The following is an 18,186-nucleotide window of genomic DNA, read 5'->3' on the forward strand; positions in this document are numbered from 1 at the left end:
TATGCAAATTCCGGAGGGAAATTTACACGGGATGAGCTCAATGAACGATAAATTTTTTCTGGACACCAATATTTTTATCTATTCTTTTGACAAATCCAATCCTGCTAAACAAGAGAGAGCAAAGGAATTAATCAGTAAAGCGCTTTATCAATTTTCCGGCTGCATCAGTTATCAGGTGATACAGGAATTCTTAAATGTTGCAACCCAGAAATTTGAAATCCCTTTAAAGAAGCAGGATTGTAACCTCTACATAACAAATGTTCTGGAACCGTTGTGTGAAATATTTTCCGGCATTGAACTTTTCCAAGATGCTTTAGAAATACAGGAGGGCTGGAAATATTCATTTTACGATTCACTTATCATTTCCGCTGCAATAAGGTCAAAAAGCAAAATTTTGTACACTGAAGATTTGCAACATGGTCAGCGCATCCGCGACTTAAGAATTGAAAACCCATTTCTTAATTAATTTCTTTCAAAGAACGTTCAAGCTCGTTTTAACCCTCAAGTTTTCCATTACGAATCAATTGATCAAAATATGCCATTCTGATTTGCGGGGTATGCGCATGTTTCAGGGCTAATCTCGTCTCCATTTTTTTCCTTAAATATAATTTTGGATATGGGGCATTGATGCTAATTTAATTTAGAATTGTCAATTATTTAACAACGTCCACCATCCCAAACCCCATTGAATTTTTCTGCCCGATGCCGCACTCATAGGCAACTTTCATCAACTCCGTGCTTCCTTTCAGATAAAACGGACATTCGAACGCCTTAATGCGCGTTTCTTCGGCCATGCCTTCTTTAATCTTGATCAGCTTGGATAGCTTTTCTTCACCTCCTCTTCTGCGGAGATAATGTTCGTCAAGCGCAAAAGTTAAGCTATCGTTTTCCGGATGTCGGTGGTAAAGAGTTTCGTATTTTGAAATCAAATTTTTTCGGATCGCTTCGGAGAGATCGGGCTCCAGTGGGCGGTAATAATGCTCCTGAATTTGTCCTTCTTTTTTTCGAGCAGTAGAAACGACAATCGGAGACAAGCATTTAAATTTCATTTCTTCGCTAAACTCAGGTTCGGGAACGGTCTCCACTTGCTGCACTGCAAATTTCGCTGATCCGTACTGACTGTTGATACTAATCTCCTGCGATGAAAAAAGGCCGATGACAAAGTTTTGCACAAAATCCTGCAACATTGGGCTTTCGATGTGCAGCGTGCAGGGAGTGAAGTTTCTCGCGATCAAAGCGCCATTTCTGGACTTGACGCCGGGAATGTACAATTTTGAAAATACAAACAGCTTTATCGGCTTTCCCTGCGGAGTCGAATACCCTTGTTCGTGCAGCCAGAGCGAAAATTCAGGGGATGACTGCGATAGAATTTGATAAATAGCTGATGACAATTGGTATTGATAGTTTATCGGGATTGTGGAAAATTTTCGGGCGGTTCTCAATGTCAATTTAACTCTCATCGCGTCCTCGGTGGGTTTCGCCAGAAAGAGCGGGCTTGATATTGCAAATAAAGGAAGATATTTTTCTTTAAAATAACACTTTTTTACTTAGAATGCAAGCAATAATTTATATTTTAGCTTATTTTAGCAGATAAGCTACAAATTTGGAAAAAACATTATTCAAAAAAATATAAAAAATTGGTTTCCCGTAGGGCATTGAAATTTCAAGGAAAATTAACTGCATTAAACAAAAAATCCCCCGACAAAGTTGTTATGCCAACAACTGTCGAGGGATTCTCCTGCGCCTTCGTTGCACAAAATAGCAAAGTTTGAAACGAAATCAATTTAGCTGTCGCTGATGGTTACAATTTGTCCTTAAAAATATCAAATTCATGCTCGTCCATCGGGCCGGCGCCGACAATGACAATATTTTTTGTGTCAAAGTATTTTGTCATCACTCGTAAAATATCATCTTTGGTCACCGCCATTATTCGGTCGGCGTAGTTGTCAAAATATTCGACTGGGAGATGGTGTTCTGCCGTATCTTCGACCTGTCGCAAAACATCGTCGGGCGATTCCAGCATCATCGGTAGAATGCCGATCAAAAAACGTTTTGCGTTAAGCAATTCAGCGTCGCTGACCTTTTCCCGGCGCATTCGTCGGATTTCTGCGAGCGCGCTTTTCAACAACTGAGTTGCTGTTTCCGGTTTTGTGCCCGATTGCATGAACCAGAGTCCGCCATGTTGCCGCTGTCTGGTTTTGACTCCAACGTGGTAGGCAAGTGCTTGTTTTTCCCGGATATTCACTCCCATTCTCGAAGTGAGTGAACTTCCTCCCAGAATGTGCACCGCCAATTCGATGGCTTCTGAGTCTTTGTGGCCATAAGGCACTAGCAAACCGCCGATTCGCACGTCCGCCTGTTTTTTCTCGGGCATGGGAAAAACTTTGACAACCCTGCCTTTTACGCCAGTCGGATTCGGGAAATCAGCCAATTGCGGCGGATTCGCATGTCGCCATTTACCAAAAGACCGGTTCAGTTTTTCCAGCACCTTGTCCATTGACAGATCGGACAGGACAAATAGCATCGTGTGCTGCGGGCAATAGTATTTTTTATGAAAATTTTTCAGGTCAGCGATAGTAATTTGACGCAGACTTTTTTCTCCGCCAGTACTGAGCCGTCCGTACGGATGACTTTTTCCATAAATGCGCTCAAACAGAAAACGCGAAGTTTTCCAGCCGGCGCTTCCTTCCGCTCGCCGCAGCGACGTGATCATGCTCGCGCGGACAATCTCCAAGCCATTCTCCGGAAACGCAGGTTCAGTTAAAATATTCATCGCGTAAAAAAGCAGCGTGTCCGCATATTCCGACAAAACGCTACCGCCAAAATCAATGGTCTCCACTCCCCCGCTGACATTAAAACTGAAGGGAATAAAATCCATTCTTTCGGATAAATAATCAAAAGAAAATTGTTTCGTGCCGCGATTCATCATTCTCCCGGTGAGAGAACCGAGTCCCGGTTTTTTTGCGTCTTCGGGACAATTTCCGGTACGAATAAAGCCGTGCAACGAGAAAATCGGGAACGCTTTTGACCTGATAAAATACACCTCGATGCCGTTGTTCAATTTCGCTTTTTTGACGCGTGGCGCAATTGGGTTGGGTTTTGCCACATCGAGCTTTTGCTCCGTTTGCAAATTCGTATTCTTTTTTTTCGGAGTTGGATTTTGGTAGAAAAAATTGCTCTGGTCGTTGTTCTTGTGAATTGACGAGGATTTTTTTGTTATTTTTTCAGCTTTTTCCGAGGGCAAAAGATAGCCAATCGTCAAATATTCCGCATGTAAATATTGATTTGCCGCGCGCTTCACATCTGCCACCGTAACAGCCTGCCTTTGCTTTTTCCAATCATCGTAAAATTTCCACGACAGATAGGTTTCGTAGCGCGACAGCCGACCGCCGATGCCCGAGACTTTGAGATTCTCCGATACCTCGTTAAAGGCAATTCTGTTTTTTACCTTTTGCAACTCGTATTCGGATACGGATTCCGCTTTAATTTTTTCAATCTCGTCAAAAATAATGTCTTTCACGCGCCCCAACTGACCCATTTTTTCTTTGCGTAATTCAGCACTGACAATGAAAAGATACGGGTCTTTTCCGAATGTGGCGCGCGCGGAAACGCGGATTGCCAGTTTCTTTTCTTCCACAAGATTTTTTCTCAATCGAGACGTCTTCCCGCCTCCCAAAATGCGAGCGAGAAAATACAAAGCGGCATTATCGGGATGACCAATGCCCGGCGTGTGCCAACCCATCTGCAGCGTGACCGTTTTGACATCGGGTCTTTTTAATGTCACCGTTCTCGTGCTGAGTTGCTCGATTTCTGAGGTCACAGTTTGATCCACTTCGGGACCACGGGGAATTTTTCCGAAATGATCTTCCACTGTTTGCAACATTTTCCCGGTTTCAAAATCTCCGACCAGCACGAGCGTGGCGTTATTCGGCGTGTAGTAAGTGCGGTAGAAATTGTAAACTTCGTCCCTGGTCGTATTTTTAATGTCATCCATCCATCCGACCACAGGCCAATGGTAAGGCGAACTTTTGAAAGCGATGGCATTAAACTCTTCGGAAAATAGTCCCCGTGGATTATTTTCCGTTCTCATGCGGCGTTCTTCCATGATGACATTGAGCTCTCTGGCGAGTTCGCCTGAATCAATCACGCAATTGTACATTCGATCCGACTCAATCGCCAGCGCCTGTTCGATTTTATTTTTTGGCATTTGTTCATAATAGGCAGTGATGTCGTTGGAAGTGAACGCATTAAAAACGCCGGCGTTGTTTTTTATGATTTGCGAAATCGTTCCCGCCGGATAATTGGGTGTGCCCTTGAACATCATGTGCTCGGTGATGTGCGCAATACCGGTAGAACCGACATTTTCATTCCTGGAACCGACTTTGTACGATAATTGCGAATAAACAATCGGCGCGTTGTGTATCTCAACCGTCAAAACTTTCAAGCCATTGTCTAAAATTGTTTCGACGACTTCGCCTTCCTGGACCTGTGCTTGCGCAAAACTCAGCGATACCAGGCTTAATATCAGCAAGATGAATAAAGCAAATCTTTTGCTTATCATTAATTTTCTCCTAAATAAAATGCAACCCATTAGCAAGATGCACCCCACCTTTCAGGCGGAGCACATCTTTGCTCGCTATTCACTAAATTGATATTCTTTCGCAATAGCGACCGGATCGACAAAATCAGCGGCAGCGTGCACTTTGCTCGGGTATTTGAATTGGTAAATATTCTTTTTAAATCCGACGGTATCGTCAGATTTGTAATATTTCAGCGTGTCCACGACAAGCATCTGATGAATTTTCGCCGTGTCGATTAACGCGGGATCAAAATAAATCAAAGCGACATCTCTTCCGTCAATGGAAGAAGTTTTGAAGCGAACAATTGCGCTGTCGCCGGAAATATGGCTCACCAGGTACGGCAGTTGTCGGCGCAGCATGAAATTTTCCGCGCCTACAATGCCAATCTCATAAATTGACAGATTTTTTAAGTCTTCATTTTCGAAGCCATTAAAAGGCTGATCGTAAGCGCCAAACATGCGCTGCTCGTAAAAAGAAACAGGCACCTTGGCCACGATTTTTCCGTCGCCCTTGCACTGAAAATCCATTTCATAAACATGTTTTTTGCCGCGAATTTTCCGCTCGATGTGTTTGGTCTCATCGATCTGTTTTTTGATCTCTGCCGCATTTGTACTGTCGCTGTCAAAGAAAATTCGCACCATTACCGGATCGCCATATTCGGACTCAAAACCAAAAACATGCAAATTATGATTAAAAACGCGAATCATATTCATGTGGTCCACGATGTCAAAAAGGTTGTCTATGCCGACTTCCCACACTGTCAGAGAATCAGGTTTATATCGCTTGAAAGTGCGCGTTTTGTAGCGCCGCGGACTAAAAAGCTCCTTACGAATACCAGCTTCCGATAGCTTGTTCGGATCGTAGTAAATGTTGACCGTGTGCGATTTGGCGTAAGTGTCCAGACCATAAATGCCTTTCTTGTCTTTTATCTTCCGATACAGCGCCATGGAAGAGCCATAACATTTGACATTTTTTAGTCCGGATTGGTGGAAAACCTGTAAATTTTCCATATTTTCAAAGCCGCCCCATCGTTTTTGCAGTGTGCGAAACTCGTAATGGTTGGACAAAATAAATCCCAACGCCATGAGCGCGACAACCATGATCGCCGGCAGCCAGACGAGTTTGTCGGAATGGTTCACCTTGATGGCCTTATCGACATCGCACGAGTAAACGCAATCAGTGCACAACATGCAGTCCGGATGATCCACTATTTCGTACTGGCAAACTTCAATGCCATGGGGACAGGCGGCAACGCATTTCATGCATTTTGTGCAGCCGTCGTGATCAACGGTAATTTTGGTGAAAGGAAGCGGTTTAAATTTAAACACGCCGACTTCCCACACAAAACCTAACAGCGAAATTGTGCCAAAGAGCCATATAATCGACAAATGGATGCCCAATTTAACTAAAATGAGATAAATGATGAATGGCACCAAGATCAAATAAAAATTGACAAAAAGATTAGTTGCTGCGCCTAACGGGCACAAATATTTGCACCAGAATTGTTTTATGAAAATAGAGCCCAAAATAGTCGCCAGCAAGGCAATGAGCGCCCAGGTGAAAACCACATCATGGCCAAACCCGGTGGCAACCGCATAATACGGATCAAATGTGCGGCAGAATAGCTCGCTTTTGGTAACCGTAGAATAAAGCACAATGAACAGCAAAATGTATTTTAACGAACGGAAGATTCGATCCAAAATTTTCGGTAAATCAAAATGCAAATGCAATAATTTGCCTAATTTACCCAGCCACTCTGTGATCAGTCCGATGGGACAAACATAGCTACAAAATAATTTTCCTATCGCCAACGCGCCCAGCACCAGCACAAACGCCATAAAAACGGCGCTCGCGGTCATGTTACACGCCATTGTATTTTGATAAACCATCGTGGCGTAAGACAAGATACCGCCGAACGGACAATATCGCTCAACATCAAAGCTCTTGACGATGACGAAAATGATCAAAGCTAAAATAATCAATTGCAAAATCAGACGAATATTTTTTTTCATCAGCAGACCCAATTTAAGTTTATATGCCTCTACACTTTTTAAAATTATGGCAAAGAAAGCGAACGATTAATGTCCGCGATCTTTGCCATAGCAATCTTGTCACAGGAACAATTTACTAAATTTGTCAGGCAAAACAAAACCACCTGAATTTGTGACTATTTTCCAACGATCAGAAATGCCGCCCTACTTCATCAGAATCATTTTGAGCGTTTTTGAGAATGAGTCAGTTTCCAGACGGTAGAAATAAATTCCGCTGGGCATATTTTGCGCGTTCCATGTCGCGCGATACGATCCCGCCTGACGCATTCCCTCCACAAGAGTCGCGACTTTCTGACCCAATGCGTTGTAAACAGACAGCTTGACATGACTTCGCGTTGGCAAAGCAAATGAAATGTCAGTCGTCGGATTGAACGGATTGGGAAAATTCTGACTTAACTGATAATTATTGACAACCGCGTTTTTCATCGCTTCAACGCCGGTGGACGCCAATTTTCTCAACACATATCCCCTATTCCCCGCCGCATAAAAATCGCCATTGGAGAGAAATTTTCCGCCGTACAAATAAACCATTTTACCAGCAACAGGGCTTGCTTCTTCGTTCCAGGTATCGCCGCCGTCTTCAGATTTCAGAATGACACCATTGTTTCCGCTCGCATAGCCGATATCGCCGTTAAATTCAATGCTGTAAAGATTCAGGCTTTTGTAAGTGATATTGGAATGAAAGACAGTTTTCCAGGTTGCGCCATAATCCGTGCTTTTAACGATCAACCCTTTGGAAGCGCCGCTTTGTGTGGCATCATAACCGGCGATGATCAAAGTGGAGTCGTTGAGCATCTCCATATCGTAGAAATAACATTTCGTGATGTCTGTCACGGGAATGGCGGTCCATGAAGCGGCTCCGTCAGTAGTTTTTTGGATTTGCTCTTCTTTGTAATCCAATGCATAGCCGGTTTGCCAGTCCGTAAATATGACGCGATACAGGCCTGTGCCAATTTTTTGCAATTTTTGCCAATTGTAGCCGCCATTTGTCGTTTTCCAGAGCGTGCCGCCGCTGTCGCCCATATAAGCAGTGTCGGCGTCAACAAATGAAATATCATGCGCATATTTTTTCAGGCCAGAATCAACGTTGAGTACCTCAAACCAGCTTTGCATATCATCATCGCTGAGTATCAAAGATTTGTAGCCCATCAAAAAAGCTTTCCCATTGCCAAAATAAGCATTTTTCAAATTGGGATGCACGCCGGGAATCGCCACCTGAGAAATTGTCAATTCATCGGGGCTGCCGTAAGAATACATACCGTCGGTCGCAACAAGGCAAAGTTTATCATTCTCATCAACAGCGACATTGGCGTAAGAATCAGCAGTCCAATTGACCAATGGCTCCCAATCAACCGGATTACCCGGCTTTGCGTGATAAACAACGTAACTTGACAAGGCAATTCCTTCATTTGCCGCGGAAAACCAGAGAGACTTAAAATTATTGCCGTTCGGGATACGAACCAATTCAAAAGAAGCGCCGCCATCAGCGCTGTAGTAGAGACGTCCTTCTTTCCCGCCGACAAAAATCTCATTTTCGTTCAAAGCAAAAACGGTCAACAAATAAGTAATGGATGCAATTTCTCTTTCTGGCGTTTCAATTTGCTGCCATATTGATGCACCGCCGTCAGTGGTCTTGTAGAGATAGCCGTAATAACCAGCGGCATAGCCCACGTTTTGACTGGCAAAAGTCATGTCGTAAATTCGACCCGATGTGCCGCCCTTAAAATTACCGGCGATTTCTGTCCAGGTCGCTCCGCCGTCTTCAGTGCGGAAGTAATCGCCTTTTGTTCCGCCAGCCACTGCGTGACCGTGCATGGCGTCAGTGAAGAAAATTTCGGACAATTTATAATCCATTTCTTCAACATCCTTGCGCGTCAAGTCGGATAAATTTTCCAATCTCAACACATAGCCCTTTTTCGGACTGCTGGTGCCGCCGCAAATCCAAACGTTTTGGCTGTTAGGACCCTGAACCCATTCAAATGTCACTTTAATGTAAGCAGTGTCGGACAGATCTGTCCACGATGCACCGGCGTCAGAAGAAGTGAAAATTGTGCCCTTGCTGCCAACAACGACAATCGTATCGCCCCAGGCAGCCATACGATAGGTGGAATACGACAATTCCTCGCCTGGATTCGCCGGGTCGATTCGCGACGGCAGGTCTGTTTTCTTTGTCCATGAAGTGGGCGGATATTGTGTGAACTCATAAAGAGATTGTCCGGCTAATAAATAACCGTGACCTTCTCCCACGACAACAACTTGATCAAGAAAATCATCAAAATCAAATTGCTTGAAAACTTCCCAATCGCCGGCAATTGAAACGATTGGCACTAACATGAGAAGAAATAATAGCAGCGCTGAGATTGTAGCTAATTTCTTCATTTCAAAACCTCCAACATTTAGTCAATAAATGAAAAGTGAGTTAGTTTGGCTTGTTTTCTTTTTAAATACAGCACTCAGACGAATAATTTCAGACGAATAATTTATCTTGCCTGTTGTCATCCGTGCAAAAGTTGACTAAATCCCCTGAACTCTTTTCTAAAGTATTTGCGTTACCTGGAAAATAAAAAAGAAGTTTTCTCTTTTTAAAGCGCCATTTTTGGGCGTCAGTTTTTGGTAGTATCCGGCGAAATCCAGCAGCAAGCCTCTGAAAGTGAATCCAATCCCGCCGCTGAGTTGCCGCACAGAAATTCCTTTCATGCTGAGGTGGTATTCAGGAATAATCTCGCCGGCGACTAATCCGCTACGCAGCCATAAATTTTTCTTTAAAAAATATTCAATGCCGCAATGCAATCTTTCTGCATTTACATCGCGTTTCCACTGGTAATGCTGATAATAGTTGTGTTTTTCTTCTTTGTAGTTTTCAAAATAATATTCTGCGCCTAATTTCAACGGACAATTTTCTCGGTCGAAGCCAATGCCAATGCCTAATTCTTTATTTCCCCCGTTCATCTCTTCGAAAATAGTCTGATAGCGCGGCGTGCGTGCCCAGGAATCCCAGTCGTTCCACGAAAATGAGGCGCCAAAGAACACTGGCAAACTTTCTAAATGCCATTTTCCGATAAAATCAAAGAAACGCCCTGTCTTTTGCACGCTTCCGTAATCGTCGATGTCCCTTCTTCCCTCAGATGTATTTTCGGAAATCTGGCGGTTTTGCAGGAAAATTCCCCCTTTGGCAGAAATTGTGATAGCGCTGTTTAGCGGAAAAATTAATTGCGCCTCAGAAGCATAGCCTTGATCGCCAATTTTTCTGTTGTAAGTGGAGACTTTATCATTTTTGACCAGCAGGCTATCGCCGAAATATTTGTAAATAATCGGATAATCGAGAAGAAATGCTTTTGTCGCATTAAGGCGATATTGCTCAGTAAAAGGTCTGAAAACAAGCCCCAGAGTCATTTTCCATGGCAAATTTATCATCGCCCCGATGTCGCCGTGAATCATTCTGCCGTCAACTTTCGTCTTGCTGGGCTCGCGTTTTAGCCCGTCCTGCAACCGATAGCGGATGCGCGCTCCGATTGAAAAAAATGAAGTTAACCGTCGGCCATATTCGAAACCTAACTGAGGACCATAGTAATCAAACGTTCCTGTCGTCGTATCGATGGAAGTAAAATTGTCATGGTAAGGTTCGTATTCGAGCGCCCGATAAACGTCGCGCAAATCCTCGGTGTAATATTGAATGTAGCCCCGAAAAGCGGATTTTTTGTCAGCCATTGACTTGAAGGCTTCAGCTTGCAAATGCAACTGAAATCGAGACGCAGGATCCATCTGACGTCGAAAATCCCCTTGGCGATAATCCGACCAACTCATTGCCCTCATCCACTCTCCGCATTGGTCAAATACAATGCCGGCAGGATTTTTTCCGAAATCATAAATTGAAATTTGATTCGTTTCGTCCTCAAAGCTCAAGTTGCAAGAGCCCAAGGAAGATAGACGCAGTTGATTTTCTTGTGCCGAAACAGTGACGGCGAGGATGAGGATAAATATAATGACAAAAGAAGTTATTTGTTTCACACTGATTCCCTTGCTGCATTCTATGAATTTTGATTTGATTCCGGTAAATTAAAATTCTATTGATACCCAGGTGTCGGATGATCTAAAATTGTGAAATCGACGGTGCTGTTATTTGTATCAAATCCCGGTCTTATTCTCTGAATAGACATACCGCTGTACTTGGTCATCACTTTGTCCGGAGCGACTCCGGCAGCCCCTTTGTCAATTCTCTCTTCAACGCTATGAATGTGATCTTTGTTACTGGAATATTCGACGCCGTCAATTATTGTGTCAATGTCTATTCCGTCCCAATACACGCTATCTTCGCCGCTGGCAAGCAAAAGAATATCGCCGGACAAATTCAGCATAAAGTCAGTTGTCGTCTCTCTCCCGTGTTCGCCGGTAATAATATTCACATAGTCAGGAATATCCGGATTGTTCGGATCACGGAAAAAATACGGATTGTAAAATTCATAGTCCGCATCGGACAGATCGATGCTGGTAGAAATAATTTCCCGGTGATCAATGGCGTCGCCGGCGACAACGGCAAACTCTCCCGGCGCTAACGGATAATTTCTGCTGATTCCCGGCACGCCAGGCAATTTAAATGCATAAACAAAACAACGGTGTTCTGTGCCGTCAGAAGTGTCAAAATAAAAATAATCTATTGCGCCGTCACCATCGTTGTCCTTTCCCGCCAGACTGTAGCCACCGCCGCGAATTAAAATTGTCCCGTCAAGATAAACTGTGTCCGCCCCGCCATTGTACAATTCAACGAATTGATCATAAAAATAAAATTCATTGTTCACTGGCCCGGCGTAGTAAATTTCATTAATTTTCAATCCGGCGGTATTCAATCGCATCCGAACGGTGAGCGTCTCTTGCTTGCCGGATTCAAGGGAAATTTTCTCGCTTCCCAGGTAACCAACTTTTTCGTCGATGGATTTTGACGCTTTTACCGTGTATTCAGACGAAGACAAACCGCTGAAATTCGTCTGTCCCAATGAATCGGTGAGTTGCCGGCTGCCAACCTCTCCGAGATGAGAGGTCAAAAAAACATCGGCTTCAGGAACGGGATTCCCGCTGTCATCTAAAATTATTACCTCCAAAATACCATTACCCTCATAAGTCGTTGGTTTTTTCAAGCCGCAATTCAGAACAATGATTACAAAAAATAATGCCATCGATTGCAGAAATAGTTGACGCATTTTCTCCTCTCTTCAAAAAGTAAAATTTCCAAAAAATATATTAATATGAATGACCAGTTGAAAATTTTTACGTAAAATAGCAATGGAAAACAATAAAAGCCTTACGGCTTAATGCCGAAACTGGGACGGAATTAAGGCGTCAGCCTTTTAAAAACATGTAGTTAACACCAAATGTTCAATTTTAACTGGTCATTCGTACTATTAATATCCGGGCGTGGGGTGTTTCAAAATAATGAAATCCACAACGCCGTTATTAGTGTCAAAACCAGGATGTATTCGTTCGATAGATTCGCCGCTAAATTTGGGAATGACTTCGTCCGGCATAATTCCGGCAATTCCCCGGTCAATTCGCGCGTCAATCCGGGGCAACAAATCTTTGTTATTTGCGTACTCAACTCCGTCAATAATTGTATCCAAATCTATCCCGTCCCAATAGACGCTGTCCGTTCCGCTTGCCAGCAAAACAATATCTGTCTCAACGCTCAAAGATAAGTCGCGAGGAGTCAGCCAGCTATGTTCACCGGTAATCATGCAAACATAGTCCGGAACATCCGGATTGTTAGGATCTCGCGGATCGAATTTTGTGTAAAATTCAAAATCAGCGTGAGAAAGATCAATGCTTGTCGTTTGATTTTGTCTGTGGTCGATAGCGTCAACAGCCAGCACGACAAACGCCGCCGGCGCCACAGGGTATGTGGTACCGCCCGGCGTGCCGGAGAGGCGAAACGCATTTACAAAACACGCGTAGTGTCGATCTGTAACCGCATTGTAGTACAAAAAATCGAGATCGCCGTCATTATCGTTATCTTTTCCCGCGAATTCACTTGCCCCGCCTCTGATTATGATTGTCCCATCAAGATAAGCGGTGTCATCAGAAGCATTGTACAGTTCGATAAATTGATCCTGATAATATCCTTCGTCGTTCACCGGTCCGGCGTAATAAATCTCGTTAATTTTTAAACCCGGAGAATTCAGCCGCATGGTCACAGAGATTGCTTTTTCCTCGCCGGTTTCCAGAAAAATCTGGTCGCTGCCAACGTACCAGGCAGATTCATTCACGGATTTCATTGCCTTCACTGTGTATTTGGACGAAGGCAAATCAGTAAAAATCGTTATTCCTCTTGAATCAGAGAATTGCGCTTTGCTGAGCTGCCCGTTAAATGACACGCAAACGACTTCCGCCTCTCCCACAGTCTGCCCGGCGTCGTCGAAAGTTGTGACTTTTAGCTTTCCCTCGCCTTCTATCGCCGTCGGCTTTTTTTGTCCGCACGAGAAAAATAATAAAAGAACAATTGCCAGGGACAAAAATCTGTACATTTTTTCAAACCATTAATTAAGTTCTTCGCAAAAAAGAACGCTGCGAAAATTATCACAACTGCGCGTCACGAAATTTCAAAACCGACTCCGCAATCGTCGCTGCTAACTTCTTCTGAAATGTCGCATCACTCAGCCGGGAGCAGTCCTGCTCGTTGCTCATGTAACCCAGTCCCAGATAAACCACTGGTGCTTTGACCAATTTCAGAATGGAAAAATTTGCTTTTCCGCCCATGCGATTGGTTTGCCGCGCAGTCCGATTGAACTCTTTGCTAAAAATACTGTCCATCACTGCCGCATTTTTATAGCTATTCAAAAAAGTGTCAATTCCCTTGGTTTCGGCAGCGCGGGAACTATTGCTGTGCAGAGAAATCACCAAATTGGGATTTTTCCGATTGATGAATAAAATTCTGTCATTCAGCCGCACAAATTTGTCTTCCGATCTGGTGAGGATGACGTTTATTTTCTCTTTTGCCAGAATTTTCTCACACTGCCTGGCAACTTCGAGGACAACGTCCTTTTCCTTTATCCCGTTGAAACCAACCGCGCCGGGATCAGAGCCGCCATGTCCGGCATCAATGATGACCATAAATGGCTGAGCAGCTTGTTTGGTTGGCGATTCTTGCTGACAAAATGAAAATGCCAGAATTGCGGCAATTAAAAAAATCATTGAAAAGCGGCTCATGACCTCTCCTTTTTTGAAAATATCAGCATCGAAAATCAAAAATCAAATTTTGTCGAAAATTCAAATCCCCAGAAGATCGAGTTGTTTCTCGTCAAATAGACCTTTCTGCCCCAGACGCCTGTTTCCGGGTAATATTGTTGCAGCCACGGCGCCTCGTAAACGCCGCGATCGTCAAGAAAATTATTCACGTACAGCGAGATTTCCGATTTCCACCACAAAGATTTTGACAAGCGAAAATTGAAAACCCAGTTATTGGGATAATTGTACAAATAATTCGCCCAGAGGCCCTTCTCATAAGGATTGTTGCTCTTGCTCTGATACAGCGGAATTTGCTGGGCGATGAATTGAAACCAGAGCCCCAATCCTTTTGCTCGATATTCGAGCCGATAGTCGATGATCACTTTTTTGTGCCAACTGTCTTTTGTATCCCGCCAGACAGGATCGCGGCTGTCAAAAATACCATCTCCGTCGGTGTCGATAGGATCGGGATTGGAAGTGTAGGAAAGCGTTTGTGTTCCCGATCGAGTGTAGCGGTAATTGCCGACGATAGTCAGCGCCAGACTGCGAAAAGATTTTGTGCGAAAAGTGACTTCAACTCCCGCCTGCTCCTTCCAGCCGATATTCTCATATCTGGAGTAAGTCGGCACCCAAAAAGTGTCCGGATTTATTTCGTAAAAAAACGGATAAGAGTGCCTTTTGGGCTCGTTGTCCCGCCAGAGATTGTAAGCCTCAACCGAAAGCGAAGCGACTTCGCCAAATTTCTGATCGACCCCCAATTTCAATTCTTTGACATAATAGCCCTTCAAATTAAAATTGGATTGATCATAGGAATAGTAATTCAATTTGTACAGCTCGGACTCACGGGGCTTAAAAATATAGGTCATCGACGGAATTTTTGCGGATAGGCCATAACCGCCGCGAAGCTGCGTATGAGTGCCAAGATAGATCATCCAACCTAATCGAGGCGACAAAAATGATCCGTGCTGACAGTCAATATAATTATCGAAAAGAAGATGGTTCGACCAATTGATTTTTCTCGGCTTGAACAGGTCGTAACGCAATCCAAGCACAAGAGTGTATTCTTTCCACAATCTTCCTGTGATTCTGTCCTCGCCGTAAAGTGAAATTTGCGTCATACCAGGCACTTCGTCGAACGAGTAAGATCGTTTCGGTGAATCTTGGCCATAGTAGTTGCGCGTCGTGTCGATATAAAGCCCTTTGCCAAAATTATTATCGTACTGAAACTGAATTCCGGCCATCAACTCATGCACAGAGCCGGACAAAATCTTTTTTCTGGTTGCCTCAAACCTGCCGCCAATAGAAACTTCGTCCCCAATCATGCGCAGCTCACCCATGTAAGCGCGGGGATCAGCTTCCACAAGCCGGGATCTGTAAGTATTTTGACGCTTGTAATGAAAATAGAGATTGCTGTTGTACTTTAGCAGATTATTGGGAACGTAATCTCCCCACCAGTCAGTGTTTATTGTGTACCCGCGATTGTACGAAGAGGTTCGCCGAATATCGGTTGGTTTCTCTTCGTCGAGCAGTCTGGTAACGAACAATTTCCATTTGAGCGGCATTTTCCCGTCCAAAAATTTCCGCGAAACAATCAGGCTGCCGTTGATGCGATGAAATTCGTCACCCTCTTTTCGCAGTTCCCGTTCGCTGTAGCCGTAATTGAGATTGAGGTTGTACACATAATTCCCTATTCGATAGCCGGCGCCGAAATTGGCTTCGGAAGTATTGGGATTGCTTTTTATTTTCAGCCGCGGGCTCATGATTCCGGAATAAGTTTTTACTTTGATGATTCCCGATGTCAGATCGCCGTATCTGGCCGAAGGTACGCCGCGAATCACTTCGATTGATTCGATATTGTCCGCCGGGATGAGCCGCAAATCTATTCCCTGACCCGCGCTGCTGGTGACGGTTCCGCTGGCAGACATCTGCATGTTGGCGTTGTTGGAAAGCGGCGCGCCGTCGAGAATAATTTTCGTACCAAAAGTACCGAGCGCATCATTGGAAGAACCGCGCACATTAGCGTGAATGGCTCTGTCCAGTCCCAATCGGTTTGTTTTTTCCAGCCCGGGTACCATTTCCAAAACATCGCCCAAATTTGTCGCCTGCAAATTTTCGATTTCACCGGAAGAAATTCTGGTCGTGGCAGTGTATTCCCTTGGCAACAAATCCCTTTTTGCCTCGACTTTAATGCCGCCAATTTCAAACACGTCTTCCGCAGCGCTGGACTGCGGAAGGTAGATTTTGATTTTTTTCTCTCCCTGCGACGGGACAACGATCTGCTTCAAATATCTGGGATAAGTAGCAAGCACGCATTCGAGCATGTAGGTTCCCGCCGGTAAGCCGCGAATGACAAATTTTCCGTCTTGATCGGCAAAGGTCACTTTCTTGGTTTTCTGAACCTTGATTAGTGTGCCCGACAGCGGAGTATGCGTTTCCATATCGTAAACTGCGCCGCGAACAACTGCCTTTTTTTGCGCAAAAAGAAGGGAAAAGGAGAGTAAAACGAGAATTAAAGCGATGAAATAAATAAATTTCAACTTGTCATATTTCAACGATTGTCGCATGGTTTGCTTTAATTTTCCCCTGTTTTTTTTGAAATTAATATTGATTTGCAGGTTGGTTATTAAGAAAAAATAACGTATATTAAAACATACAAATATTTACATAAAAATCAAGTAGTTTTTTGTAAAAAATAAAAAAACTCATGGCGTCAATGAATGATTCGCACCAACCAACAAGCGAGTTCTGGTTTTGCGAGCCTCGCTTTTGATGGCATCCTGTTCATTTTTATCAGAGATAATTTCTTTGCAAAAGTTAATTATTTTCTCGCGTTGGTAAGAATAAACAAACCAACCCAGCGCTTCAATGATTGCTTTTCGCAAATTGGTATCGAGCGCTTTTTCTTGCGCCACAGCAATCAACTCAGGCACTGCTTCATGGAAGCGATAATTGCGAAAAAAACGAGCAGCGCTGATTCTTTTCCGCAGAGGTAACTTCTCGTTTTTTATTTTGGGTAAATATTCCTTTCGAACATCCCTTGAGCGAAGAATAGAAGTTGTTTTTAGCAATTTGCTAATTTCGTCTTCGGAGAATCGATCAGAAAACTTCTTCGTGTATTTCTCAACGTCCTCTTTTAGGATGAGTATTTTTGACAACGCTGTTTTGGCGCTGAAAACCACTCTCTCCGAAGGATCAGACAACGCCGCAACTATTAACGGCGACACAAATTTCTTCCTGCCAATGTCCCCCATCAATACGACACTCTTTCTCCGAATGAATTCAAAAGGATCATGGATTGATTGCAGCAATAAATTTCGCAATTGCACGCTTCTCGTCTGTGCCACCGCACGCAAAGCTTCAGCGCGCACAACAAAAGATTCATCGTGGTGGTAAATCTCAAGAAATTTGTCAAGATACTTTTGGTCTTTCTTCTGGCTCAATTTGAAAACTGCCAGGCTTCGTAGAGGAACGTCCGGAGAGCGCAATAACTTTTCCCAATCGGAAACGCTGCCGCATGCTTGGAGCAAAGAGTTGATTTGGTTGTTTTGCTCACCGTAAAATTGAAACGTCGGATCTCCCAAAATCTGCGATTCCAGGTACGGATTCATTCGGTGAACTAATCCGACTCTCGCTCCCATGCCGATCAAACCTAAAAATTCATCTGCCCAGATGTCTTGCAGAACATTCACGCTGTTGGCAATGGCAACAAGCATCTCCCCTTTGTTGAAAAGATATTCCCCTGCCAGATACGAATTTTTGAAAAATGCGCCATTGAAACATTCATCAAAAACAATCATGTTCGATCGCGGAGAAATTTTTCTCACATCTTTGCTGTAAATGTCCATTTTCGCCGCCTTCAATGAATCGGCACGCATCACCGAATCGTCAAAAGCGCCATCGAACCAGTCAAGCGGAATATTAAATCGTTCCATGTAATTTAATTTTGTTTCAGCAACGGACTTTTTCCGCGCTTTTGCACTGCGCAGTTTGGAGCGCAGAAAAAGCTTGATCGCCTCGGTTTGCGCGCCAATAGTTTCAGCGGGTGGATTTCCCAACAGATATTGCGTATCCACTGCGCCGTGGGCGTGAAAGACAGTCAAATTTATTGGCTCCCGAGCAAGCACGCGCAAAATTGTCGCTTTCAGATCCGGCGACATCGAATGATTGTAATTGAAAAGTCTCTTGCCGGGGAAATAGAGTTGCGGGAATTGTTCGCGCAGCGCCAGCGCTTCACTTTCCCAGGCGCTTAAAGACTCAGAATGATAACCATGTCCTGTAAAAAATAAGGCTTTTGTCAATCGACGCTGCTTCTTTTTCTCTTCGACCAATTTTGTCAAATATTG

The 18,186-nt window shown here is 43.9% G+C and carries 11 protein-coding genes; 1 reads left to right on the top strand and 10 read right to left on the bottom strand.

Features of this window, described 5'->3' with window-relative positions:
• The first annotated feature begins 40 nt into the window (after positions 1–40).
• Positions 41–466 carry a PIN domain-containing protein gene (locus GXO74_02325; GenBank protein NOZ60494.1) on the top strand — a complete coding sequence of 142 codons (426 nt, stop codon included), beginning with the start codon at positions 41–43 and terminating at the stop codon, positions 464–466.
• A 187-nt stretch (positions 467–653) separates the two neighbouring features.
• Here GXO74_02325 and cas6 read toward each other — a convergent pair whose 3' ends face one another.
• The 10 genes from cas6 to GXO74_02375 form a co-directional block, all read right to left on the bottom strand.
• Complete coding sequence (gene cas6, locus GXO74_02330; protein ID NOZ60495.1) at positions 654–1,460, bottom strand: CRISPR-associated endoribonuclease Cas6; 807 nt, start codon at positions 1,458–1,460, stop codon at positions 654–656.
• A 341-nt stretch (positions 1,461–1,801) separates the two neighbouring features.
• Positions 1,802–4,561, bottom strand: a complete 2,760-nt coding sequence (locus GXO74_02335) for an insulinase family protein (GenBank protein NOZ60496.1) — start codon at positions 4,559–4,561, stop codon at positions 1,802–1,804.
• A gap of 75 nt (positions 4,562–4,636) precedes the next feature.
• Positions 4,637–6,592, bottom strand: coding sequence for a 4Fe-4S binding protein (locus GXO74_02340; GenBank protein ID NOZ60497.1), 1,956 nt, complete (start codon positions 6,590–6,592; stop codon positions 4,637–4,639).
• 183 nt (positions 6,593–6,775) lie between these two features.
• Complete coding sequence (locus GXO74_02345) at positions 6,776–9,010, bottom strand: T9SS type A sorting domain-containing protein (protein ID NOZ60498.1); 2,235 nt, start codon at positions 9,008–9,010, stop codon at positions 6,776–6,778.
• A 156-nt stretch (positions 9,011–9,166) separates the two neighbouring features.
• On the bottom strand, positions 9,167–10,639 hold the full coding sequence (locus GXO74_02350; GenBank protein ID NOZ60499.1) for a hypothetical protein: 1,473 nt from the start codon (positions 10,637–10,639) through the stop codon (positions 9,167–9,169).
• 56 nt (positions 10,640–10,695) lie between these two features.
• Entirely contained in the window at positions 10,696–11,826 is a 1,131-nt protein-coding gene (locus GXO74_02355; protein NOZ60500.1) for a DUF4876 domain-containing protein, read from the bottom strand.
• Between the two features lie 201 nt (positions 11,827–12,027).
• Positions 12,028–13,143, bottom strand: coding sequence for a DUF4876 domain-containing protein (locus GXO74_02360; protein NOZ60501.1), 1,116 nt, complete (start codon positions 13,141–13,143; stop codon positions 12,028–12,030).
• A 52-nt stretch (positions 13,144–13,195) separates the two neighbouring features.
• Positions 13,196–13,825 (bottom strand): N-acetylmuramoyl-L-alanine amidase, encoded by a 630-nt coding sequence (locus GXO74_02365; GenBank protein NOZ60502.1) that lies wholly within the window; start codon positions 13,823–13,825, stop codon positions 13,196–13,198.
• Between the two features lie 35 nt (positions 13,826–13,860).
• Positions 13,861–16,407, bottom strand: coding sequence for a TonB-dependent receptor (locus tag GXO74_02370; GenBank protein NOZ60503.1), 2,547 nt, complete (start codon positions 16,405–16,407; stop codon positions 13,861–13,863).
• Positions 16,408–16,545: 138 nt separating this feature from the next.
• Positions 16,546–18,186, bottom strand: a 1,641-nt coding sequence (locus tag GXO74_02375) for a HEAT repeat domain-containing protein (protein ID NOZ60504.1), incomplete at its 5' end; no start/stop codon positions are given.

The sequence above is a fragment of the Calditrichota bacterium genome, assembly GCA_013152715.1.
GTDB lineage: Bacteria > Zhuqueibacterota > Zhuqueibacteria > Thermofontimicrobiales > Thermofontimicrobiaceae > 4484-87.

Coding starts and splice junctions, on each gene's coding strand:
- GXO74_02370 (NOZ60503.1), bottom strand. CDS start 16,407: ATGCGACAATCGTTGAAATATGACAAGTTGAAATTTATTTATTTCATC.
- cas6 (NOZ60495.1), bottom strand. CDS start 1,460: ATGAGAGTTAAATTGACATTGAGAACCGCCCGAAAATTTTCCACAATC.
- GXO74_02360 (NOZ60501.1), bottom strand. CDS start 13,143: ATGTACAGATTTTTGTCCCTGGCAATTGTTCTTTTATTATTTTTCTCG.
- GXO74_02340 (NOZ60497.1), bottom strand. CDS start 6,592: ATGAAAAAAAATATTCGTCTGATTTTGCAATTGATTATTTTAGCTTTG.
- GXO74_02325 (NOZ60494.1), top strand. CDS start 41: ATGAACGATAAATTTTTTCTGGACACCAATATTTTTATCTATTCTTTT.
- GXO74_02365 (NOZ60502.1), bottom strand. CDS start 13,825: ATGAGCCGCTTTTCAATGATTTTTTTAATTGCCGCAATTCTGGCATTT.
- GXO74_02335 (NOZ60496.1), bottom strand. CDS start 4,561: ATGATAAGCAAAAGATTTGCTTTATTCATCTTGCTGATATTAAGCCTG.
- GXO74_02345 (NOZ60498.1), bottom strand. CDS start 9,010: ATGAAGAAATTAGCTACAATCTCAGCGCTGCTATTATTTCTTCTCATG.
- GXO74_02355 (NOZ60500.1), bottom strand. CDS start 11,826: ATGCGTCAACTATTTCTGCAATCGATGGCATTATTTTTTGTAATCATT.